Below are 21,577 nucleotides of genomic sequence, written 5' to 3' on the forward strand. Positions count from 1 at the left end.
CGCCATGATTTAGAGCACCTCCGGCGCAAGCGAGATGATCTTCATGAACTTCTTGTCGCGCAGCTCGCGGCCCACCGGGCCGAAGATGCGCGTGCCGCGCGGGTCACCATCGGTGTTCTTGAGGATGACGGCGGCGTTCTCGTCGAAACGGATGTAGGAACCGTCCGGACGACGGCGCTCCTTCACGGTGCGGACGATGACGGCCTTGACCACATCGCCCTTCTTCACGTTGCCACCGGGGATCGCGTCCTTGACGGTGGCGACGATGACGTCACCGATACCCGCGTAGCGTCGGCCGGAGCCACCGAGAACACGGATGCAAAGGATCTCCTTCGCACCAGTGTTGTCGGCGACACGCAGTCGCGACTCCTGCTGGATCACAGCTTTCTCCTGATCGTCAACGATCGGGACCGGGCCGGCCCGCTGCTCACCCGAGCGCTCCTCCGGGGAGGAACCTCAGGCACATACGGACCGCGCCCAATCGCGTTCGTTACTACTTGGCCTTCTCGAGGATCTCGACGACGCGCCAGCGCTTCGTCGCGGACAGCGGCCGGGTCTCCATGAGGAGGACGCGGTCGCCGACGCCCGCGGCGTTGGCCTCGTCGTGCGCCTTCAGCTTGTTCGTACGGCGGATGACCTTGCCGTACAGCGCGTGCTTGACGCGGTCCTCGACGGCGACGACGACGGTCTTGTCCATCTTGTCGCTGACGACCAGACCCTCACGGGTCTTGCGGAAGCCGCGTGCTGCGGTCGTGTTCTCAGTCTCAGTCATCAGGCGCTCTCCACCGTCTCGATGCCCAGCTCGCGCTCACGCATCAGGGTGTAGATCCGCGCGATGTCCTTGCGGACGAGCTTGAGCCGTCCGTGGTTGTCGAGCTGCCCGGTCGCCGCCTGGAAGCGGAGGTTGAACAGCTCCTCCTTGGCCTCACGGAGCTTGGCGACGAGGGCCTCGTCGTCGAGCTCGCGAAGCTCTGCAGCCTTGGTGGTGGCCGACATCAGCTCTCACCTGCCTCGCGCCGGACAATCCGGCACTTCATCGGAAGCTTGTGCGCGGCGCGGGTGAGCGCCTCGCGAGCAATCTTCTCGTTCGGGTACGACAACTCGAACATCACGCGTCCGGGGTGCACGTTGGCGATCCACCACTCCGGCGAACCCTTACCGGAACCCATGCGGGTCTCGGCAGGCTTCTTGGTGAGCGGACGGTCCGGGTAGATGTTGATCCAGACCTTGCCGCCGCGCTTGATGTGACGGGTGATGGAGATACGAGCGGACTCGATCTGCCGGTTCGTCACGTACGCCGGGGAGACGGCCTGCAGGCCGTACTCGCCGAACGCCAGCTCGGTACCGCCCTTAGCCATGCCACGCCGCTTGGGGTGGTGCTGCTTGCGGTGCTTGACCCTGCGAGGGATCAGCATGGGGTCAGGCCTCCGTTCCAGTGTCGTTCGAGGTGGAAGCCTCGGCCGGGGCCTCGGTCACCGCGGCCGGAGCCTCGGTGGCGGGACGACGACCACGGCCACCGCGCTCGCCACCGGCGGGACGCTCGCCCCGACGGGGGCGCTCGCCCGGGCCGCCCGCACGGGGCGGACGGTTGCCGGCCTTGGCGGCGGCGTTGTCGGCACGGACCTCAGCGATGTTCTTGACGTCGCCCTTGTAGATCCAGACCTTGACGCCGATGCGGCCGAAGGTGGTCTTGGCCTCGAAGAAGCCGTAGTCCACGTTGGCGCGCAGGGTGTGCAGGGGCACGCGGCCCTCGCGGTAGAACTCCGAGCGGGACATCTCGGCGCCGCCGAGACGGCCGGAGCACTGGATCTTGATGCCCTTGGCGCCCGACTTCATCGTGCCCTGCATGCTCTTACGCATGGCGCGACGGAAGGAGACGCGGGAGGACAGCTGCTCGGCAACGCCCTGGGCGACCAGCTGAGCGTCCATCTCGGGGTTCTTGACCTCGAGGATGTTCAGCTGGACCTGCTTGCCGGTCAGCTTCTCGAGGTCGCCGCGGATGCGGTCGGCCTCGGTGCCGCGACGGCCGATGACGATGCCGGGACGGGCGGTGTGGATGTCCACCCGCACGCGGTCACGGGTGCGCTCGATCTCAACCTTCGAGATGCCGGCGCGCTCCATGCCGGACGTCATCATCCTGCGGATGGCGACGTCTTCCTTGACGTAGTCCTTGTACAGCTTGTCGGCGTACCAGCGGGACTTGAAGTCCGTGGTGATGCCGAGTCGGAACCCGTTCGGGTTGATCTTCTGACCCATTAGCGGGTGCCCTCCTTCGAGGCGAGAACCACGGTGATGTGGCTCGTCCGCTTGCGAATCCGGTACGCGCGGCCCTGGGCCCGCGGACGGAAACGCTTCAGGGTCGGGCCCTCGTCGACGAACGCCTCAGCGACGTACAGCGACTCCACGTTGTTGTGGTTGTAGTTGTGCACGGCGTTGGCGATGGCGCTGTCGAGCACCTTGCCGACCGGCACGCTCGCGGCCTGCGGAGCGAAACGCAGGACCGCCTGGGCCTCCGTGGCATTCATGCCACGGACAAGGTCCACCACGCGGCGGGCCTTCATGGGCGTTACGCGGATGTACCGCGCCGTTGCCCTGGCTTCCATGGGAATCCCCTTGTTGGTGTCTGTCATGGTCTTCGCACCCCGCCTTAGCGGCGCTTCGACTTGCGGTCGTCCTTGACGTGGCCGCGGAAGGTGCGGGTCGGCGCGAACTCACCGAGCTTGTGGCCGACCATCGACTCGGTGACGAACACCGGGATGTGCTTGCGACCGTCATGCACCGCGAGGGTGTGGCCCAGCATCGCCGGCACGATCATGGAGCGGCGGGACCAGGTCTTGATGACGTTCTGGGTACCAGCTTCGTTCTGGACATCCACCTTCTTCATGAGGTGGTCGTCGACGAAGGGCCCCTTCTTGAGGCTGCGCGGCATCGAGACTGCTCCTAGCGCTTCTTGTTCGTCTTGCGGCGGCGGACGATGTACTTGTTGGACGCCTTCTTCGGCGAACGAGTACGACCCTCCTTCTGACCCCACGGCGAAACCGGGTGGCGACCACCGGAGGTCTTGCCCTCACCACCACCGTGCGGGTGGTCGATCGGGTTCATGGCGACACCACGCACGGTCGGGCGGACGCCCTTCCAGCGCATACGGCCGGCCTTGCCCCAGTTGATGTTCGACTGCTCGGCGTTGCCGACCTCGCCAATCGTGGCGCGGCAGCGGGCGTCGACCAGGCGGACCTCGCCGGAGGGCATGCGGAGGTGGGCGTAGACGCCCTCCTTCGCGAGCAGCTGCACGGAGGAACCCGCGGAACGGGCGATCTTCGCGCCGCCACCGGGCCGCAGCTCGATGGCGTGGATGACCGTACCGACCGGGATGTTGCGCAGCGGCAGGTTGTTGCCGGGCTTGATGTCGGCCTGGGGGCCGTTCTCAACCCGGTCGCCCTGGCCCAGCTTGGCCGGGGCGATGATGTAGCGCTTCTCGCCGTCTGCGTAGTGCAGCAGCGCGATGCGTGCGGTGCGGTTGGGGTCGTACTCGATGTGAGCGACCTTGGCCGGAACGCCGTCCTTGTCGTGACGACGGAAGTCGATGACGCGGTACGCGCGCTTGTGGCCGCCACCCTGGTGGCGAACAGTCACACGACCGGTGTTGTTACGACCGCCCTTGCTGTGCAGCGGGCGGACCAGCGACTTTTCCGGCTCGGACCGCGTGATCTCGACGAAGTCGGCAACGCTGGAGCCGCGACGGCCCGGCGTTGTCGGCTTGTACTTGCGGATGCCCATGGCTTCTTCTGTCCTCGTCCGTTTCGGTTATCCGACTCGCCGTCAGGCGGAGGTCGGAGCCCCGAAGATGTCGATGGGCTTGCTGCCCTCTGCCAGCGTCACGATGGCGCGCTTGGTGTCCTTGCGCTTGCCGAAACCGGTGCGCGAACGCTTGCGCTTGCCCACCCGGTTGATCGTGTTGACGTTGGCGACCTTGACCGCGAAGACCGCCTCGACGGCCTGCTTGATCTGGGTCTTGTTTGAGCCCGGCGCCACGATGAACGTGTACTTGCCCTCGTCGAGGAGCGCGTAGCTCTTCTCCGAGATGACCGGCTTGAGCAGCACGTCACGGGGGTCCGTGAACGTCTTGCTGGTGATCGTCGCGTCGCTCATCAGGCGTCGCTCCCTTCGAGCTCGCTCGAAGAGGCAACGGCCTTCGCGGACGCGGCAGGGCCGGCCACGAAGCGCTCGAAGGCGGCCTGGGTGAAGACCACATCGTCGGAGACGAGCACGTCGTAGGTGTTCAGCTGACCGGCGTCCAGGATGTGCACCTCGGGCAGGTTGCGGGCGCTCTTGATCGCCAGCTCGTCGTCGCGCTCGACCACGAGGAGGACGTTCTTGCGCTCGCTGATCTTGCCGATCAGGGTGCGGGCAGTCTTGGTGGACGGCGCATCGCCCGCGGTCACGCCGGTGATGACGTGGATGCGGTCGTTGCGGGCCCGGTCGGTCAGGGCGCCACGGAGCGCGGCGGCCTTCATCTTCTTGGGCGTCCGCTGCGAGTAGTCGCGCGGCACGGGGCCGTGCACGACGCCACCGCCGGCGAACTGCGGAGCGCGGGTCGAACCCTGACGGGCGCGGCCGGTGCCCTTCTGGCGGTAGGGCTTGCGCCCGCCACCGCGGACCTCGGCGCGGGTCTTGGTCTTGTGCGTGCCCTGGCGGGCCGCAGCCAGCTGGGCGACGACGACCTGGTGGATCAGCGGAATGCTGACCTTCGCGTCGAAGATCTCGGCCGGCAGCTCGACGGTGCCGACAGTCTCACCCGCGGGGGAGAGAACATTGATGGTGCTCATTGCTTCAGGCCCCCTTTGCCGCAGTGCGGACCAGGATGAGGCCGCCGTTCGGACCGGGGACCGCGCCCTTGATGAGCAGCAGACCCTTCTCCGCGTCAACGGCGTGGACGGTCAGGTTCTGGGTGGTCACACGCTCGTGGCCCATGCGACCGGCCATCTTCATGCCCTTGAACACGCGACCCGGGGTGGCGCAGCCACCGATCGAGCCGGGCGAACGGTGCTTGCGCTGCACGCCGTGGCCGGCACCCAGACCGTGGAAGTTGTGGCGCTTCATGACACCCGCGAAGCCCTTGCCCTTGCTGGTACCGGTCACATCGACCTTGATACCGGCCTCAAACACCTCAGCGGTGATCTCCTGGCCCAGGGTGTACTCGCCGGCGTCGCTGGTGCGCAGCTCGACGAGGTGGCGACGAGGGGTGACGCCGGCCTTGGCGAAGTGGCCCGCGAGGGGCTTGTTCACCTTGCGCGGGTCGATCTCGCCGAAGCCGAACTGCACGGCGTCGTAGCCGGTGCCGTCAGCGGTGTGGACCTGGGTGACGACATTGGGGCCGGCCTTGACGACGGTCACCGGAACGATCCGGTTGTTCTCGTCCCAGACCTGCGTCATGCCGAGCTTCTCGCCCAGGATGCCCTTAATCTGCTTAGCCATCTTCAGCTCCCGCCCTTCAGAGCTTGATCTCGATGTCGACGCCGGCCGGGAGGTCGAGTCGCATCAGAGAGTCAACGGTCTTGGGGGTCGGGTCGAGGATGTCGATCAGACGCTTGTGCGTGCGCATCTCGAAGTGCTCGCGCGAGTCCTTGTACTTGTGCGGCGAGCGGATGACGCAGTACACGTTCTTCTCAGTGGGCAGCGGCACCGGGCCTGCGACCTGCGCACCAGTACGCGTCACCGTCTCGACGATCTTCTTCGCCGAGGAGTCGATGACCTCGTGGTCGTAGGCCTTCAGCCGGATGCGGATCTTCTGTCCCGCCATGGCTTCTTGTAGTCCTTCGTGTCGATAGTGCTGCTTCTGCGGCCGAGGCTCCGGGTGGAGTCCTCGGTGGCGTCCCGTTCGACCCACGCGGTCGGGCGTGTCGCGCTGCCCGCCACAAAAAATCCTTGGCCGAACTCAAAGGCCCCAGGCGGCGGAACCGTGAGGTTCACACCCGGGGCGGAACGCCGGGTTGAGGGCTTGTCCGCACTTCCCGGAAGATTCCCGTACGTCCGTGCCGCAGCTGCCGCGCTTCGTCGAACATCAACTAGGCAACGGCCATCACGGGCACGACGAGTACTGTGGGACTCGCTTCCGGTCCTCCTGATGGGAGGCGCGCAGCATCGGCGCTCAACCGAGCAACTTGGCTAGTGTGCCATACCGGACATGCCCCACGCCAATCAGGGCCAGTGAGGGTACCCCCGGCAGCACCGCCGTCAAACCTACTTCTTGCGCCACACCACGACGTCCGGGATCCCGGTCGATCCGTGGCTGGTGACCGCCTTGACCGGGTACCAGCCGGCCGGCGCGTCCGGCCAGCTCGCCGCCAACGGCTCGCTCTGGTCGTCGGGCGCCTTGACCACGGCCACGTTGGCCGCCGCGGGCAGGTGCTTGGTCGGGTCCTGGACCCAGACGCTGCCCCGGAAGACCTCGTAGGGCAGGACCTTCTGAACGGTCCAGTCCGTGCTCCAGGTCAGCACGACGTTGTCGGTCGGGGTGATCCCGGCGTCCTCCATGAACCCGGTCGCGGGCCACTCCCTGGCGGCGGCCCAGGGCTTGGAGATCTGCTCGGTGACCGCGACGGTCTCCGCCGCCGCGAGCAGCGCGACACAGACCAGGACCGGCAGCAGCGCCTTGCGTCGGAACAGCACGACCGGAACCACGACCAGGGCGAGCAGCAGCAGCGACACCACCGTGGTCCGCAGCACGTGCAGGTCGTTGGTGTCGCCACCGAGGATCAACGCGTCGGGCAGCCCCCAGGGGACGATCCCCAGCGTCTTGAAGTTGGGGCTGATGTGCACGACCACGAACGCCGTCAGACCCACCGTCAGCACGACCGCTGCCAGCGAGGCGCGGATCAGCGCGGTCCGGCTCAGCCTGACCAGCCCGGCCAGTCCCACCGCGAACATCGCCGGCGCCAGCAGGGTGAGGTAGCGGGCGTAGACCCAGGTGTCGACCCTGGTGTCGGACGGGAGTCCGGACGCGGAGGCCAGCGCGACGCCGAACAGGGTCGCCAGCATCACCCCGGCGACCACCCGGTTCGGACGGCTGCTCCCGCGCCCGAACAGCGCCACCGCACAGAGCACGATCGCGAGCGCGCCCAACCCCCAGGTGGAGGTGCAGAAGTACCAGAACTGACCGAGCGTCCGGCTGAGGTTGCGGTCCAGCAGGGTGCGGTCGAAGAGGCCCTGGAACACCGCGGTGCCCACGGCGCTGGGGATGCTGTGGGTCCGCGCCAGGAAGTGGTGGACCAGGAACTTGTCCAGCCCGACGCCCAGGGCCAGCCCCGCCGCCATGGAGAAGACCGCGGCCCAGGGCACCCAGCGCAGCACCAGGACGAGCAGCAGCACCGCGCAGGTGATGGCGACCATCACACCGCCGCGGTCATGGGTCGCCATGGCGTAGGAGGCGGCCAGGCCCGAGCCGGCCCCGTACCAGGCGCGGCTCCGGCGCGAACCCCCGGTGCTGAGCCAGGCGTGCATGCAGAACAGCCAGCAGAGCACCAGCAGCGGGAAGATGACGTCGGTCATCGCGAACTGCGAGTAGAAGACCACCGGGTTGATCAGGGCCACCCCGAACGCCGCCAGGAAGGCGAGCTTGCGGCCCAGGGCCAGGCGGCGCAGGAACATGTAGGTGGCCGGCATGACCAGCGCGTTCAGCAGCGCATTGGTCACCAGCACCAGCCGGTACGCCGTCTCCGCGCTGTGCCCCAGCCAGAGCGCGGGCGTGATCAGCAGCGGGTAGCCGCCGGGCAGCACCTCCCCGGCGGGCATGTAGGTGTTGCGACCGCCGGCCAGGATCCGGGCGAGCACCAGGTAGGCGTCCTCGTCCGGGTGCACGCTCGGATAGGTGAAGGAGGTCACCAGGGCCAGCCGGAAGGCGACCTGCACCAGGTAGGCCGCCACCAGCGCCGCCGGGAGGAACCAGGCCCGGGAGGTCAGTCCCCGCCCCCGGAGCACCGCCCGGCCGCCGACCGCCCGGCTGCCGACCACCCCGCTGCTGCCGCGCTCGGAACGGTCCCCGGCCCGGTCCGCGGGCTCAGCGACGGCGGGCCTGGTCGACCCGGTCCCCCCGGCCGCGCTGTCGACGCTTTCCATGCTTGCTTCTCTCCTGGAGCAGATCTTCGTCGTACAGGCACCCTTGGCCGAGCAGCGGTACGCTACCAGGCGCTCACCGGCCCCGGTCCGGCCAGGTGCTCGTCCCCGTCGGCCTTCGCACCGGCCTCCGCGCCGTCCGTCGTCAGCGGCAGCGCGGCCGCAGGCTCCTCGGCCGCGGGGGCGGCGGACTGCGCCGCGGGGTCGAAGGCGCGCAGCAGGCACCACTGTGCCACCAGGCCGACCAGGATGAGCAGGACCCACACCAGGGCCCCGGCCGGCGGCGTCCAGTCCGCGTGCAGCGGGATCAGCCGGCCGTTCACACCCACCATGTAGCGGTGCAGGGCTCCCCAGAAGGCCATGAACGAGGCAGCGGTCAGGGCCGCGCCGATGAGCCGGTTCAGCCGCACCGCCGGCGCCTTCGACAGCGGGTTGTACTTGGCGATCAGCATGGACGCCAGGATCGGCAGCCCGGCCGCGAACGCCAGCAGGTAGCGGCCCTGCCAGATCGGTCCGGTGGAACCGGTCGCGTAGGCGTTGCCGATCACCGGGATGAAGACGATCCCCAGGATCAGGGCCACCAGGGCGAGCACCTCCCGGCGCCGGGCGCAGGACCAGCCGAGCAGCACCAGACCGATGACCACGGCGGTCCAGATCACATAGGTGGCGTAGGGGGACGTGGTCTCCAGCCAGCCGAAGTCGCCGATCATGTTGGTGATGTAGTTGCGGCTGTAGAGGAAGGTCGACTTGGCGACCGAGACGGTCGACAGCTTCAGACTGCCCAGGTTGGAGTGGTCCGGATGGGTCAGGTTCCAGGCCTCGCCGAGCAGGAAGGCGACCCCGGAGACTGCGGTCCACACCCAGGTCACCCGGCGGCGCAGGATCGACCGCAGCACCCCGCGCTGGGCCACCAGCAGCCCGATCAGCAGCACCGCCGCCACCCAGAGCAGCCCCAGCGGCCGGATGCAGAACAGGCTCACCGCGGCGATGCCGCCGTAGGCCATCCTGCTGCGCAGCAGTTCAGGGTCGGGCCTCAGGAAGACCGGGAGCAGCGCCGTCCAGGCCAGGATCCCGGCGGCCGCCTCGACCGCGTTGGGGTTGACCACGCCGCCCAGGAACAGCGTCATCGGCGTCGCCGCGGCGTACACGCCGACCAGCACCGTGCTCTTGCGCCAGGTGCTCGCGGTCACTACCGCCAGCGCCATCAGCAGGGCGCACAGCACCGCCGAGAGCAGCCGCATCGCGTAGATCACCGAGGGGCCCTTGAGGAACAGGCTGGGCCAGCCGATCATCAGGTAGTACGCCGGGTTGTAGCGCCCGGCCCCCGTGGTCATCGAGACGGTGGTGCTGCCGGTCTTGAAGGGGGCGGCGCAGGAGGCCGGCTTGGTCGGGTCGTGGCGGTAGCACAGCGTCAGCGCCGGCAGGGCGTCGTAGCCGGACGGCAGCTTGATACCGGTGAACACCAGCTGGCGCGGGATGTTCTCGATCTTCACCACGCCGGACACGTCGGGGCCGTTGATCTGTCCGCGGACCACCGAGGCGGCCCGGGTGATGTGGTCCGGCTCGTCCGGGGCCGCGGTCAGCGGGGTCGCGAAGGACCAGGCCGACATCAGCATGAAGAAGACCGCGAACGACGCGACCCCCAATCGCAGCCGACTCGCGAACAGCCAGGTGGAAGCGGCCGGGAACGGAGATCTCATGAATTTCTCCTGGCAGGCAGGGCTGCGAACCGGAGCAGCGTTCCGGCACCGGTGGAGTTGCCTCGGCGCACCGCGCCCGGCAGCAGGGTCAGTGCGTGCAGGCGGGTGGAGAGGTGCCGCCGGGCCACGGCCGCGGCACGCGGCCAGCCCTGGCGGTCCAGCAGGTCGGCGGTCTCCAGGAAGAACCGGCGGGCCTCGGCGAAGCGGTCCCCGGAGAACGCCTGGGCGGAGGACTCGCTCAGCGCATGGCGGCGGTAGCTGAAGCAGACCTCGCCGGCGACGGTCAGCCGCTCCCCCGCGACCACCAGCTCCATCACCAGCGCCAGGTCCTGGATCACCTTCAGGTCCTCGCGGAAGCCGCGCTCCCGCACGGCGTCGGTGCGCCAGCAGATCGCCGGGAAGTAGAGCCAGTTCCCGCGGAGCAGGCTCACCGCGAGTTCCTCGCCGTGGAGTTCGCCGGGGCCCGGTTCCGCCGACCCCTCGGTCCCCTGCTCCTTCGGCGCGTAGATGCGCCGCTTCACCGAGTCGACCAGGCTGTCGGCCGGCTTCCCCGAGCCGTCGATCACCAGCACACCGGGCTGGACCATGGCCGCGTCCGGGGTCGACGCCAGCGCCCCGCGCACCACCCGCAGGTAGTTGGGGTGCATCAGGTCGTCGCAGCCCATCAGCACCACGTGGTCGAAGTCGGCGAGTTCGAGGCAGCGGTTGAAGTTGCCGGTGACCCCGAGGTTGCGTTCGTTGCGGAAGTAGCGGACCCGGGGGTCGGCCAGCTGCTCGAACCAGCCCGGCACGTCCGGCTCGGTGCCGTCGTCCACCACGGTGAGCCGCCAGTCGTCGCCGTCCAGCGCGAGGACGCTGCGCACGGCGTCCTGCATCATCCCGACATCGCCGTAGTACGGCATCATGATGTCGAACTGCGGCGTCGGACCGGTCACGTGCTGCTCCCGGCCCTGCGTGCGGGCATCCGCCGGATCATGGCGAGCATCAGCACGAACCCGGCCCTGCCGAGGTAGACCATGGCCTTGACCGGGGAGGCGCTCGGGGTGCCGGTGGTCCGCTCGCGCATGGCGACCGGGACCTGCTGCACGGTGAACCCGCAGCGGACCGCGCCGACCATGCTCTCGACGGTGTCGCCGAGGTACTCCACCGGGTACCAGTGCGCGAAGAACTCGATCAGCTGCCGGTTGCAGGCCCGGAAGCCGGACGTGGTGTCGGTGAGCCGGGTGTGCGCTATCCGCGACAGCACCGCCGAGAGCAGCCCCATCGCCAGCTTGCGCGGGCCGCGGACGGTGTAGTCGCCCACCCCGGCGAAGCGCGCCCCGACCGCCAGGTCCACCGTGTCCAGCGCCTTCAGCAGGTCGGGGACGAACGCCGGGTCATGCTGGCCGTCGGCGTCGATCTGCACGGCGACGTCGTAGTCGTGCTCGTAGGCGTAGCGGTAGCCCAGCCGCATGGCGCCGCCCACACCCAGGTTGTAGGGCAGCCGCACCACGGTGGCGCCGGCCTCCGCCGCCACCCGGGCGGTGTCGTCGGACGAGCCGTCGTCGACCACCAGGGCGTCGACGAAGGGGATCTTGGTCTGGATCTCCTTCAGCACCGAGGGCAGGCCCTCGGACTCGTTCCAGGCCGGAAGGATGATCAGGATCTTCTGCTGCGGGTTCACGCCTGGGCCTCCTGCTCGGCCATGGCCGGGTCGTCGCTCCGGGAGGCGGTGCGCCGGCGCTCCGCGTCCAGCGCCGCCAGCAGCACGGTGTGCTCGGCGACCTTGCTCCGCACCAGGGCGACTTCCTCGGACAGGATCCGGGTCTCCGCCTCCAGGCGGCTCGACTCCCAGCTCAGGTGCAGACAGACGAGCAGCACCAGGATGAAGCCGGCGAAGAGCACCAGGCTGGCGCCGTTCGCCACGCCGATCTTGTGGGCCACACCGTTCAGTACCGTCGGGAAGAAGCCGAGCGGCGCCACCACGGCACCGATCCCGAGCCAGATGGCTGCGTACTTCTCCCGGAGTTGCTGGCGGCGCAGCAGCTCCAGGATGCACGCCAGCACCACCACACCGGTGATGGAGGTGAGCACAGAGAGTTGCACGACTGCCTTGCCTTTCGTCTGGGGTGGCTCAGCTAGAAGATATCCGTCGACCGGCGCCCGCGCCGGGCGGTACCCGGGGCTCGGGGTCCGCCTCCTGGTCCGCGGCCGCGGACGGCATGCGCTGTCCCTGCGAGCGCATGATGAACACGAGCATCGTCAGGGCCGCCGCGAGGGAGCCCAGGAAGTATGACACCTCGACCCGAACGGCGAACGACCCGTGCACGCAGGCGACGCCCACCAGCACCGCGGTGCCGACGGCCCAGCCGACGAGCTGCAGCCGGTGCCGGCCCATCGCGACCAGGGCCTGCCCGACCACCATGGCCAGCATGTAGAACATGGTCCCGGCCGAGAACCAGAACAGGTCCGCCGAGCCCAGCACGCCGGGCGCCCCCAGCAGGGTCCGCAGCAGCCAGGGGCCGATCAGCACCGCCGGGATGCCGCCGAGCAGCCCGAGCGCACCCACCACACCGCAGGTGCGCACCAGCAGCTGGCGGAAGCCGGCCCGGTCGCCCTGGGTGGCCGCGGTGGACAGGCCGGTCATCAGCGTCGGCTGCAGCGAGCCGAAGACGAACAGCGGCACCCGGCAGAGCACCCCGGCGTTGAGCACCGCGACCTGGAGGTCGCTGTCGTGCGGCGCGACCAGGCCGGCGGTGATCACCGCGGCGTTGACCACCACCTGGGCCAGCAGCGAGGACCCGACCAGCAGCCCGGTGTTCTGGAACAGCTCCGACCAGGCCATCTGGGGGCCCGGAAGGCAGTCGCGCAGGGTGGCCGGCAGCGTGCAGAGCATTGCGCCGAGCGGGGCCACCGCGAGCACCAGCGCGAAGGCCCAGGCCGCGTGCACCCCGCAGACCAGCAGGGCCAGCGCCAGCACGATGCGCAGCGCGCCGTCGACGCCCAGGGAGACGCCGTAGGCGTTGAAGCGGCCCAGCCCGGCCAGCACGCCGCGGGTCACGTAGACCAGACCCATGCCGGCCATGGCGGCGGCGAAGGTCCAGAGCAGCGACGTCTGGCCGTGCAGGAACAGCCGGGCGGTGGGTCCGGCCGCCAGGGCCAGCAGCAGTGCGATCGCCGCGATCATGCCCAGGGTGACCCCGGTCGCCCGGCGCAGCACCGGCAGCACACCCTGACCGCGCACCACCCGGGCCGCCACCACCCGGGTGAGCTCCTGCTCCACCGGGAAGAACAGCCCGAGGCTGAGGGTCATGATCAGGGACCAGAGCGCCGAGACCGCGGCCCGCGGATCACCCGTGAGGGCGTGGTTGGCGGCCGCGATCTGGATGTACGAGGCGACGCCCAGAGTCAGCGTCCCGCCGATGACCAGGTGCGTCCCCGGCGGCACGATGCCCAGCAGCCTGGCGACCGCTCGGTTCACGACTGGCGTCCAGGCTCCGCGGCGGGGGCCGCGAGCAGGCTGGTGAAGGCACTCCTGCCGACGGCCTCGGCGAGGCTGTCCCGCCAGTGCGGCAGCGGCTTGAGGCCGGCCGCGGACCAGCGGTCGTGGCCGAGCACGCTGTAGCCGGGGCGCGGGGCCGGGCGGACGAAGGCGTCCGAGGTGGTCGGCGCGATCCGCTCCGGATCGAGCCCCGACAGCTCGAAGGCGGCGCGGGCCAGTCCGAACCAGGTGGTCTCCCCCGACGCGGTGCCGTGGTAGACCCCGGCCGGGGCGTCGCCGTCCAGCGCGGCGCGGCCGAGGGCGACCAGCTGCCGTGCCAGTTCGTAGGACCAGGTGGGCTGGCCGCGCTGGTCGTCGACCACGGTCAGGCTGTCCATCCGGCCGGCCAGCTTGAGCATGGTGGCGACGAAGTTGCCGCCGTGCTCCCCGTAGAGCCAGGCGGTCCGCACCACGTAGCCGTGCGCCGGCAGCAGTTCCAGCACCGCCTGCTCGCCGACCAGCTTGCTGCGGCCGTAGGCGTTGAGCGGGTCGGTCGGCGCGTCCTCGGGGTACGGCGAGGTGCCCTTGCCGTCGAAGACGTAGTCGGTGGAGACGTGCAGCAGCACGGCACCCTGCCCGGCGCAGGCCTCGGCCAGGTTGCGGACGCCGGCCCCGTTGACCGCCGTGGCGGCGGCCTCCTGGGTCTCGGCGCCGTCGACGTCGGTCCAGGCCGCCGCGTTGACCACCACATCGTGCCCGGCAATCGCGGCACGCACCGCCGCGGGATCGGTGACGTCCAGCTGCGACCTGGTCACAGCGGTGGTCTCGATCCCGGGGACACCGTCCAGCACGGCCAGCAGGTCCGCGCCGAGCATCCCGGCCGCACCCGTCACGAGCCAGCGACTCGGCGCCATGGCAGTCACGACTCCAGCGCCGCCTTCTGCTTGAGCGGCTCCCACCAGGCCCGGTTGTCCCGGTACCAGGCGATGGTGGCGGCGAGGCCGTCCTCGAAGCGGACCTGGGGGGCGTAGCCGAGCTCGTCGCCGATCTTGGTGATGTCCAGCGAGTAGCGGAGGTCGTGGCCCTTGCGGTCCTCGACCGGCACGACCATGTCCCAGCCGACACCGGCCGCGTCCAGCAGCAGACCGGTGAGCTCCTTGTTGGTGATCTCGGTGCCGCCGCCGATGTTGTAGACCTCGCCGGCCCGGCCCTTGAGCAGCGCGAGCTCGATGCCGCGGCAGTGGTCCGAGACGTGCAGCCAGTCGCGGATGTTGCCGCCGGTGCCGTACAGCGGGACGGTCTTGCCGTCCAGCAGGTTGGTGGTGAACAGCGGGATGACCTTCTCCGGGAACTGGTAGTGCCCGTAGTTGTTGGAGCAGCGGGTCACCACCACGTCCATGCCGTGGGTCCGGTGGTAGGCCAGCGCGAGCAGGTCCGAGGCGGCCTTGGAGGCCGAGTACGGGGAGTTGGGCTGCAGCGGCCACTCCTCGGTCCAGGAGCCCTCGCTGATCGAGCCGTAGACCTCGTCGGTGGACACGTGCACGAAGCGGCCGACGCCGTGCTTGCGGGCCGAGTCCAGCAGCACCTGGGTGCCCAGCACGTTGGTGGTCACGAACGGGCCGGCACCGGCGATGGAACGGTCCACATGCGACTCGGCGGCGAAGTGCACGACCGCGTCGTGACCGGGCATCACCTGGTCGACCACGTCGGCGTCGCAGATGTCACCGCGGACGAAGGTGTAACCCGGGTGGTCCGCCACCGGAGCGAGGTTCTCCTCGACACCCGAGTAGGTCAGCTTGTCCAGCACCGTGATCCGGGTTCCGGCGTCAGCGCCCAGCAGCTGGCGGACGAACTCGGAACCGATGAATCCGGCACCGCCGGTTACGAGAATTCGCATGCTCCAACTTCCCGGGGAGAGATCTCATGTGGTCGACCTGAGTACCAGGAGGCATCATACGGGGCGCACAGTGGCGGTCCTCGCCCGGTCTAAACTCCGTTCATGCGTGGAATCCTCCTGGCGGGTGGGACCGGCTCGCGCCTGTGGCCGCTCACCCGTGCCGTGTCGAAGCAGCTCCTACCCGTATTCGACAAACCGATGGTCTACTATCCGCTCTCGACACTGGTGATGGCGGGGATAGACGAGATCCTGATCATCACCACCCCCAACGATCGCGACCAGTTCGAGCGCCTGCTCGGCGACGGCTCCCAGTGGGGGCTGAGCCTGAGCTACGCCGTGCAGGAGAAGCCCAACGGGATCGCCGAGGCCTTCGTCCTCGGCGCCGACTTCATCGGGGACGACTCGGTCGCCCTGGTCCTGGGCGACAACATCTTCCACGGCAGCGGTCTCGGCAGCCGGCTGGCCGGCCACTCCGACCTGGTCGGCGGCCGGATCTTCGCCTACCCCGTGGCCGACCCGTGCGCCTACGGCGTGGTGGAGTTCGACGCGGCGGGCAAGGCGGTCTCCATCGAGGAGAAGCCCGAGAAGCCCAAGTCCCGCTACGCCGTCCCCGGTCTGTACTTCTACGACAACCGGGTGGTCGAGATCGCCGCCACGCTGGAGCCCAGCGCCCGCGGCGAACTGGAGATCACCGCGGTCAACGACGCCTACCTGCGGGCGGGCGAACTGAGCGTCACCGTCCTCGACCGCGGTACCGCCTGGCTGGACACCGGGACCTTCGTCTCGATGGTGCAGGCCTCGGAGTTCGTCCGGGTGATCGAGGAGCGCCAGGGCCTGAAGATCGGCTGCATCGAGGAGGCCGTCTGGCGCCGCGGCCTGATCAGCGACGAGCAGCTCCGCGAACTGGCCGAGCCGCTGCTGAAGAGCGGTTACGGCGACTACCTGGTACGCCTGTTGGAAGAGGAGACCGTCTAGTGAAGATCCGCGAGCTCGGTATCGAGGGCGCCTGGGAGATCACCCCCCAGCAGCACGGCGACCCGCGCGGACTGTTCATGGAGTGGTACCGCTTCGACCACCTGGCCGCCGAGGTCGGGCACCCGCTGCGACTGGCCCAGGGCAACCTGTCGGTGTCCGCCGCCGGTGTGGTGCGCGGGATCCACTTCGCCGATGTGCCGCCCGGCCAGGCCAAGTACGTGACCTGCGTGCGCGGCGCGGTGCTCGACGTGATCGTGGACCTGCGGGTGGGCTCCCCCACCTTCGGGCAGTGGGAGGGCGTCCGGCTGGACGACACGGACCGCCGTGCGGTCTACCTCTCCGAGGGGCTCGGGCACGGCTTCTGCGCGCTCACCGACGACGCCACGCTGACCTACCTCTGCTCCGAGACCTACAGCCCGACCGGCGAGCACGGCGTCCACCCGCTCGACCCCGACCTGGCGATCGAGTGGCCCGCCTCGGCGCCGCAGCTCTCCGCCAAGGACGAGTCGGCGCCCTCGCTCGCCGAGGCGATCGCCTCCGGGCTGCTGCCGGACTACGAGCAGACCAAGGCCTTCACCGCGGGCCTCACTGTTCGCTGAGAATTCACCTTCGCCCGCGAGGACGGGCGGAAGCAGCAGAGAGCCCCGCACCGTCTCACGACGGTGCGGGGCTCTCTGCTGTGCGCTGCTGGTGCAGGCAGGTCGATCAGATCAGGTACTACTTGATGATCTTGGTGACCTGGCCGGCGCCGACGGTGCGGCCACCCTCACGGATGGCGAACTTCAGGCCCTCCTCCATGGCGATCGGCTGGATCAGCGCGACCGTCATGGCGGTGTTGTCGCCGGGCATGACCATCTCGGTGCCCTCGGGGAGGGTGACGACGCCGGTCACGTCCGTGGTGCGGAAGTAGAACTGCGGGCGGTAGTTGTTGAAGAAGGGGGTGTGACGGCCACCCTCGTCCTTCGACAGGATGTAGGCCTGGGCCTCGAAGTCGGTGTGCGGCGTGACCGAACCCGGCTTGATGATGACCTGGCCGCGCTCGACGTCCTCGCGCTTGATGCCACGGAGCAGCAGACCGACGTTCTCACCGGCCTGGCCCTCGTCGAGCAGCTTGCGGAACATCTCGATGCCGGTGACCGTGGTGGTGGTCTTGGCTTCCTTGATGCCGATGATGTCGACGGTCTCGTTGACCTTGAGCACACCGCGCTCGATGCGGCCGGTGACGACGGTGCCACGACCGGTGATCGTGAAGACGTCCTCGATCGGCATCAGGAACGGCAGGTCGACCTCGCGGGCCGGGGTGGGGATGGCCTCGTCCACGGCGGCCATGAGGCCGAGCAGCTTCTCGCCCCACTCCTTGTCGCCCTCGAGCGCCTTCAGCGCCGAGACGCGCACGACGGGGAGGTCGTCGCCCGGGAACTCGTACTCGGAGAGGAGCTCGCGCACCTCGAGCTCGACGAGCTCCAGGATCTCCTCGTCGTCCACCATGTCGGCCTTGTTCAGGGCGACGACGATGTAGGGGACGCCGACCTGGCGGGCCAGGAGCACGTGCTCCTTGGTCTGCGGCATCGGGCCGTCGGTGGCGGCCACGACCAGGATCGCGCCGTCCATCTGCGCGGCACCGGTGATCATGTTCTTGATGTAGTCCGCGTGACCCGGGCAGTCGACGTGGGCGTAGTGACGCGCCTCGGTCTGGTACTCGACGTGCGCGATGGAGATGGTGATACCGCGCTGACGCTCTTCCGGCGCCTTGTCGATCTGGTCGAAGGCCGAGGCCTCGTTCAGGTTCGGGTACGCGTCGTGCAGCACCTTGGTGATCGCCGCGGTAAGGGTCGTCTTACCGTGGTCGATGTGACCGATGGTGCCGATGTTGACGTGGGGCTTCGTCCGCTCGAACTTCGCCTTCGCCACTGGGTCCTCCTGAGGACTGGTTCTGTACGCCGTACGACGTCAGGTGGTCTGATATCGCGCCGGTTCCGCCGCCTGTCAGCGCCCGGTTCCGGCCCGGGGGTGGGGGCCGGAGGGGGCCCGGGGGTCGCCTTGCGGCAGACCCCGGGCCGCCTCCTACAGCCTAAAGGGTGGTACGTACCGGGATGTCCCGGTGCTTACTCGCCCTTGGCCTTAGCGATGATCTCTTCCGCCACGTTCCGGGGAACCTCGGCGTACGAGTCGAACTGCATCGAGTAGCTGGCGCGGCCCGACGTCTTGCTGCGCAGGTCGCCGACGTAGCCGAACATCTCGGACAGCGGGACGAGGGCCTTGACGACCCGGGCGCCGCTGCGCTCCTCCATGGCCTGGATCTGGCCGCGGCGGGAGTTGATGTCGCCGATCACATCGCCCATGTAGTCCTCGGGCGTGGTGACCTCGACGGCCATCATCGGCTCGAGGAGCACGGGGGACGCCTTGCGGGCACCCTCCTTGAACGCCATCGAACCGGCGATCTTGAACGCCAGCTCCGAGGAGTCGACGTCGTGGGAGGCACCGTCGAGCAGGATCACGCGGACGCCCTGGAGCGGGTATCCGGCGAGCACGCCGAACTCCATGGCCTCCTGCGCACCGGCGTCGACCGAGGGGATGTACTCCTTCGGAACGCGGCCACCGGTGACCTTGTTCACGAACTCGTAGCCCTCGGCGGTGTCCAGCGGCTCGATCGCGATCTGGATCTTCGCGAACTGGCCGGAACCACCGGTCTGCTTCTTGTGCGTGTAGTCGATACGCTCGACGGCCTTGCGGATCGTCTCGCGGTACGCGACCTGGGGCTTGCCGACGTTGGCCTCGACCCGGAACTCACGCTTCATACGGTCGACCAGCACCTCGAGGTGCAGCTCGCCCATACCCGCGATGATCGTCTGGCCGGTCTCCTCGTCGGTGTTGACCTGGAAGGACGGGTCCTCCTCGGCCAGCCGCTGGATCGCGACGCCCAGACGCTCCTGGTCGCCCTTCGACTTGGGCTCGATGGCGACGCGGATGACCGGCGCCGGGAAGTCCATGGACTCCAGGATCACCGGCTGCTTGTCGTCGCTCAGGGTCTCGCCGGTGGTGGTCTGCTTGAGACCCATGACGGCGACGATGTCGCCGGCGCCCACCGAGTCGATCTCCTCACGCTTGTTGGCGTGCATGCGGTAGATCTTGCCGATGCGCTCCTTGCGGCCCTTCACCGAGTTGAGGACGGCGGTGCCGGCCTCGAGACGCCCGGAGTAGATCCGGATGAAGGTGAGCTTGCCCAGGTGCGGGTCCGACATGATCTTGAACGCCAGCGCCGACAGCGGCTCGTCGTCCGAGGCCTTGCGGAAGATCTCCACCGACTCGTCACCGGGCTTGTGGCCCATGACGCCCTCGACGTCGATCGGGGAGGGGAGGTACTTCACGACCGCGTCGAGCAGGGGCTGGACGCCCTTGTTCTTGAACGCGGTGCCGCAGAAGACCGGGGTGAAGTTACCGGCGATGGTGCCGCGGCGGATGCCGGCGACCAGCTGCTCCTCGGTGGGCTCCTCGCCCTCCAGGAACAGCTCCATCAGCTCGTCGTCGCCCTCGGCGGCCGTCTCGATGAGCTTGGCGCGCCACTCCTCGGCGATCTCGGCGTGCGACGCCGGGATGTCGAGGGTGTCGTACATCTCACCCTTGGCGGCCTCGGCCGACCACACCAGCGCCTTCATGGCGACCAGGTCGATGACGCCCTGGAAGTCCGCCTCGGCACCGATGGGCAGCTGCATCACCAGCGGGGTCGCGCCCAGCCGGTCGATGATCGAGTCGACGCAGCGGAAGAACTCCGCGCCGACGCGGTCCAGCTTGTTGACGAAGCAGATGCGCGGGACGTTGTAGCGGTCAGCCTGACGCCACACGGTCTCGGACTGGGGCTCGACACCGGCCACACCGTCGAACACCGTGACGGCACCGTCGAGCACGCGCAGCGAACGCTCCACCTCGACGGTGAAGTCGACGTGGCCCGGCGTGTCGATGATGTTGATGGTGTTGTCCACACCGTCAACCGTCCAGTGACAGGTCGTCGCGGCCGACGTGATCGTGATGCCGCGCTCCTGCTCCTGCTCCATCCAGTCCATGGTGGCAGCGCCATCGTGGACCTCACCGATCTTGTACGAGACACCGGTGTAGAAGAGGATCCGCTCAGTGGTGGTCGTCTTGCCCGCGTCGATGTGCGCCATGATCCCGATGTTGCGGACCCTGGCAAGGTCAAGGGAGGTTGCAGCCATGGTGGCTCGTCTCTCTCTTTCTTGGTTCTGACGGGGTTCGGACTACCAGCGGTAGTGCGCGAAGGCCTTGTTGGACTCGGCCATCTTGTGGGTGTCCTCGCGACGCTTCACGGAGGCGCCCAGACCGTTGCTCGCGTCCAGGATCTCGTTCAGCAGACGCTCGGTCATGGTCTTCTCGCGACGGGCGCGGGAGTAACCGACGAGCCAGCGCAGCGCCAGGGTGTTGGCACGGCCCGGCTTGACCTCGACCGGCACCTGGTAGGTCGCGCCACCGACACGGCGGGACTTGACCTCGAGGGTCGGCTTGACGTTCTCCAGGGCGCGCTTGAGCGCGACCACCGGGTCTGCACCGGTCTTCTCGCGGACGCCCTCGAGGGCGCCGTACACGATGCGCTCGGCGGTGGAGCGCTTGCCGTGCAGGAGGATCTTGTTGACGAGCGACGTCACCACAGGGGAGCCGTAAACCGGGTCGATGATGACCGGGCGCTTCGGGGCGGGGCCCTTACGAGGCATGCTTACTTCTCCTTCTTGGCGCCGTAGCGGCTGCGGGCCTGCTTGCGGTTCTTGACACCCTGGGTGTCCAGCGAGCCGCGGATGATCTTGTAACGCACACCCGGCAGGTCCTTCACACGACCGCCACGCACGAGCACGATGGAGTGCTCCTGCAGGTTGTGACCCTCGCCCGGAATGTAGGCGGTGACCTCGATACCACTGGTGAGGCGCACGCGGGCGACCTTGCGGAGAGCCGAGTTCGGCTTCTTCGGGGTGGTCGTGTACACACGCGTGCAGACGCCGCGGCGCTGAGGGGAACCCTTCAGTGCGGGCGTCTTGTTCTTCTCGACCTTGTCCTGCCGGCCCTTTCGGACCAGCTGCTGAATCGTAGGCACGCTATCTCCGTCTTCTTTGTGCCATCGCTGGTGAAACTACCCTGGTTGTGTCTCTCCGACGCCGACCCACGCGGTCGGGTGTGTCGGGCCGCTTCCCATCCCCTCGACTCCTTGCGGAGGAGCGGTGTGGAAGCGCGGTTCCCATGACGCGGCGGCCTGATATGCACGCACGCACAAGAGACCCGGGGACACCCCAGGCACAAGGTCAGAGCGTACCTAGCGCATCGGCGCGGGTCAAAACACATGGGCAGCCGCAGGTCAGGGCGTCGGCGCCGGAGCGGTTGCGAGGGCGGACGGAGTGTGCCTGCGCCGGTCGGGGGTCGGGTACGACCGGC

At 68.7% G+C, this 21,577-nt stretch carries 26 protein-coding genes; 2 read left to right on the forward strand and 24 right to left on the reverse strand.

What is annotated here, in order from left to right:
• Positions 1 to 9 precede the first annotated feature (9 nt).
• The 20 genes from rplN to rfbB form a co-directional block, all read right to left on the reverse strand.
• Positions 10 to 381 (reverse strand): 50S ribosomal protein L14, encoded by a 372-nt coding sequence (gene rplN / locus IF29_RS0107985; RefSeq protein ID WP_030251577.1) that lies wholly within the window; start codon positions 379 to 381, stop codon positions 10 to 12.
• Between the two features lie 112 nt (positions 382 to 493).
• Positions 494 to 772 (reverse strand): 30S ribosomal protein S17, encoded by a 279-nt coding sequence (rpsQ, locus tag IF29_RS0107990; protein ID WP_030251582.1) that lies wholly within the window; start codon positions 770 to 772, stop codon positions 494 to 496.
• Positions 772 to 996 (reverse strand): 50S ribosomal protein L29, encoded by a 225-nt coding sequence (gene rpmC / locus IF29_RS0107995; RefSeq protein WP_030251584.1) that lies wholly within the window; start codon positions 994 to 996, stop codon positions 772 to 774. Before rpmC ends, rpsQ begins: the two co-directional genes overlap by 1 nt.
• The gene (gene rplP, locus IF29_RS0108000; protein WP_030251586.1) at positions 996 to 1,415 is read right to left on the reverse strand and encodes a 50S ribosomal protein L16; all 420 of its coding nucleotides are present in this window, start codon (positions 1,413 to 1,415) and stop codon (positions 996 to 998) included. Before rplP ends, rpmC begins: the two co-directional genes overlap by 1 nt.
• Positions 1,416 to 1,419: 4 nt before the next feature.
• Positions 1,420 to 2,256 (reverse strand): 30S ribosomal protein S3, encoded by an 837-nt coding sequence (gene rpsC, locus IF29_RS0108005; protein ID WP_030251589.1) that lies wholly within the window; start codon positions 2,254 to 2,256, stop codon positions 1,420 to 1,422.
• Complete coding sequence (rplV, locus tag IF29_RS0108010; protein WP_037594640.1) at positions 2,256 to 2,603, reverse strand: 50S ribosomal protein L22; 348 nt, start codon at positions 2,601 to 2,603, stop codon at positions 2,256 to 2,258. Before rplV ends, rpsC begins: the two co-directional genes overlap by 1 nt.
• A 44-nt stretch (positions 2,604 to 2,647) precedes the next feature.
• Complete coding sequence (rpsS, locus tag IF29_RS0108015; protein WP_030251592.1) at positions 2,648 to 2,929, reverse strand: 30S ribosomal protein S19; 282 nt, start codon at positions 2,927 to 2,929, stop codon at positions 2,648 to 2,650.
• A gap of 11 nt (positions 2,930 to 2,940) precedes the next feature.
• Positions 2,941 to 3,777, reverse strand: a complete 837-nt coding sequence (gene rplB, locus IF29_RS0108020) for a 50S ribosomal protein L2 (RefSeq protein WP_030251595.1) — start codon at positions 3,775 to 3,777, stop codon at positions 2,941 to 2,943.
• Positions 3,778 to 3,819: 42 nt separating this feature from the next.
• Positions 3,820 to 4,149 carry a 50S ribosomal protein L23 gene (rplW, locus tag IF29_RS0108025; RefSeq protein ID WP_030251600.1) on the reverse strand — a complete coding sequence of 110 codons (330 nt, stop codon included), beginning with the start codon at positions 4,147 to 4,149 and terminating at the stop codon, positions 3,820 to 3,822.
• Positions 4,149 to 4,826: a 50S ribosomal protein L4 gene (rplD, locus tag IF29_RS0108030; RefSeq protein ID WP_030251603.1), complete on the reverse strand. Its 678-nt coding sequence runs from the start codon at positions 4,824 to 4,826 to the stop codon at positions 4,149 to 4,151. Before rplD ends, rplW begins: the two co-directional genes overlap by 1 nt.
• A gap of 4 nt (positions 4,827 to 4,830) precedes the next feature.
• Positions 4,831 to 5,475, reverse strand: a complete 645-nt coding sequence (rplC, locus tag IF29_RS0108035; protein WP_030251605.1) for a 50S ribosomal protein L3 — start codon at positions 5,473 to 5,475, stop codon at positions 4,831 to 4,833.
• A gap of 16 nt (positions 5,476 to 5,491) precedes the next feature.
• The gene (gene rpsJ, locus IF29_RS0108040; RefSeq protein ID WP_020549238.1) at positions 5,492 to 5,800 is read right to left on the reverse strand and encodes a 30S ribosomal protein S10; all 309 of its coding nucleotides are present in this window, start codon (positions 5,798 to 5,800) and stop codon (positions 5,492 to 5,494) included.
• A 440-nt stretch (positions 5,801 to 6,240) separates the two neighbouring features.
• Entirely contained in the window at positions 6,241 to 8,115 is a 1,875-nt protein-coding gene (locus tag IF29_RS0108045; RefSeq protein WP_030251609.1) for an ArnT family glycosyltransferase, read from the reverse strand.
• A gap of 62 nt (positions 8,116 to 8,177) precedes the next feature.
• A complete protein-coding gene (locus IF29_RS0108050; RefSeq protein ID WP_030251611.1) occupies positions 8,178 to 9,812 on the reverse strand; it encodes a DUF2142 domain-containing protein in 1,635 nt (544 codons plus the stop codon).
• Positions 9,809 to 10,747, reverse strand: coding sequence for a glycosyltransferase family 2 protein (locus tag IF29_RS0108055; RefSeq protein ID WP_232242063.1), 939 nt, complete (start codon positions 10,745 to 10,747; stop codon positions 9,809 to 9,811). Before IF29_RS0108055 ends, IF29_RS0108050 begins: the two co-directional genes overlap by 4 nt.
• The gene (locus IF29_RS0108060; RefSeq protein WP_030251619.1) at positions 10,744 to 11,475 is read right to left on the reverse strand and encodes a glycosyltransferase family 2 protein; all 732 of its coding nucleotides are present in this window, start codon (positions 11,473 to 11,475) and stop codon (positions 10,744 to 10,746) included. The genes IF29_RS0108055 and IF29_RS0108060 overlap by 4 nt, the downstream gene beginning before the upstream one ends.
• On the reverse strand, positions 11,472 to 11,897 hold the full coding sequence (locus IF29_RS0108065; RefSeq protein WP_084713723.1) for a DUF2304 domain-containing protein: 426 nt from the start codon (positions 11,895 to 11,897) through the stop codon (positions 11,472 to 11,474). Before IF29_RS0108065 ends, IF29_RS0108060 begins: the two co-directional genes overlap by 4 nt.
• Positions 11,898 to 11,925: 28 nt before the next feature.
• Positions 11,926 to 13,272 (reverse strand): lipopolysaccharide biosynthesis protein, encoded by a 1,347-nt coding sequence (locus tag IF29_RS0108070; RefSeq protein ID WP_063757454.1) that lies wholly within the window; start codon positions 13,270 to 13,272, stop codon positions 11,926 to 11,928.
• On the reverse strand, positions 13,269 to 14,186 hold the full coding sequence (rfbD, locus tag IF29_RS0108075; RefSeq protein WP_030251628.1) for a dTDP-4-dehydrorhamnose reductase: 918 nt from the start codon (positions 14,184 to 14,186) through the stop codon (positions 13,269 to 13,271). Before rfbD ends, IF29_RS0108070 begins: the two co-directional genes overlap by 4 nt.
• Before the next feature lie 5 nt (positions 14,187 to 14,191).
• Positions 14,192 to 15,169 (reverse strand): dTDP-glucose 4,6-dehydratase, encoded by a 978-nt coding sequence (rfbB, locus tag IF29_RS0108080; RefSeq protein WP_030251631.1) that lies wholly within the window; start codon positions 15,167 to 15,169, stop codon positions 14,192 to 14,194.
• A gap of 102 nt (positions 15,170 to 15,271) precedes the next feature.
• Here rfbB and rfbA point away from each other — a divergent pair, with 102 nt between their 5' ends.
• Both rfbA and rfbC read left to right on the forward strand, forming a co-directional pair.
• The gene (gene rfbA, locus IF29_RS0108085) at positions 15,272 to 16,144 is read left to right on the forward strand and encodes a glucose-1-phosphate thymidylyltransferase RfbA (protein WP_030251634.1); all 873 of its coding nucleotides are present in this window, start codon (positions 15,272 to 15,274) and stop codon (positions 16,142 to 16,144) included.
• A 5-nt stretch (positions 16,145 to 16,149) separates the two neighbouring features.
• Positions 16,150 to 16,743: a dTDP-4-dehydrorhamnose 3,5-epimerase gene (gene rfbC, locus IF29_RS0108090; RefSeq protein ID WP_198037344.1), complete on the forward strand. Its 594-nt coding sequence runs from the start codon at positions 16,150 to 16,152 to the stop codon at positions 16,741 to 16,743.
• 118 nt (positions 16,744 to 16,861) lie between these two features.
• Here the strand turns inward: rfbC and tuf are convergent, their stop codons facing one another.
• The 4 genes from tuf to rpsL all read right to left on the reverse strand — a co-directional run bounded on the left by tuf (position 16,862) and on the right by rpsL (position 21,242).
• Positions 16,862 to 18,055, reverse strand: a complete 1,194-nt coding sequence (tuf, locus tag IF29_RS0108095) for an elongation factor Tu (protein ID WP_030251640.1) — start codon at positions 18,053 to 18,055, stop codon at positions 16,862 to 16,864.
• 194 nt (positions 18,056 to 18,249) lie between these two features.
• Positions 18,250 to 20,355 carry an elongation factor G gene (gene fusA / locus IF29_RS0108100; RefSeq protein WP_030251643.1) on the reverse strand — a complete coding sequence of 702 codons (2,106 nt, stop codon included), beginning with the start codon at positions 20,353 to 20,355 and terminating at the stop codon, positions 18,250 to 18,252.
• A 42-nt stretch (positions 20,356 to 20,397) separates the two neighbouring features.
• Positions 20,398 to 20,868: a 30S ribosomal protein S7 gene (rpsG, locus tag IF29_RS0108105; RefSeq protein WP_030251646.1), complete on the reverse strand. Its 471-nt coding sequence runs from the start codon at positions 20,866 to 20,868 to the stop codon at positions 20,398 to 20,400.
• A gap of 2 nt (positions 20,869 to 20,870) precedes the next feature.
• On the reverse strand, positions 20,871 to 21,242 hold the full coding sequence (gene rpsL, locus IF29_RS0108110) for a 30S ribosomal protein S12 (RefSeq protein ID WP_014144289.1): 372 nt from the start codon (positions 21,240 to 21,242) through the stop codon (positions 20,871 to 20,873).
• Between the last annotated feature and the right edge of the window lie 335 nt (positions 21,243 to 21,577).

The organism is Streptacidiphilus jeojiense, assembly GCF_000719095.1.
Taxonomy (GTDB): domain Bacteria; phylum Actinomycetota; class Actinomycetes; order Streptomycetales; family Streptomycetaceae; genus Streptacidiphilus; species Streptacidiphilus jeojiensis.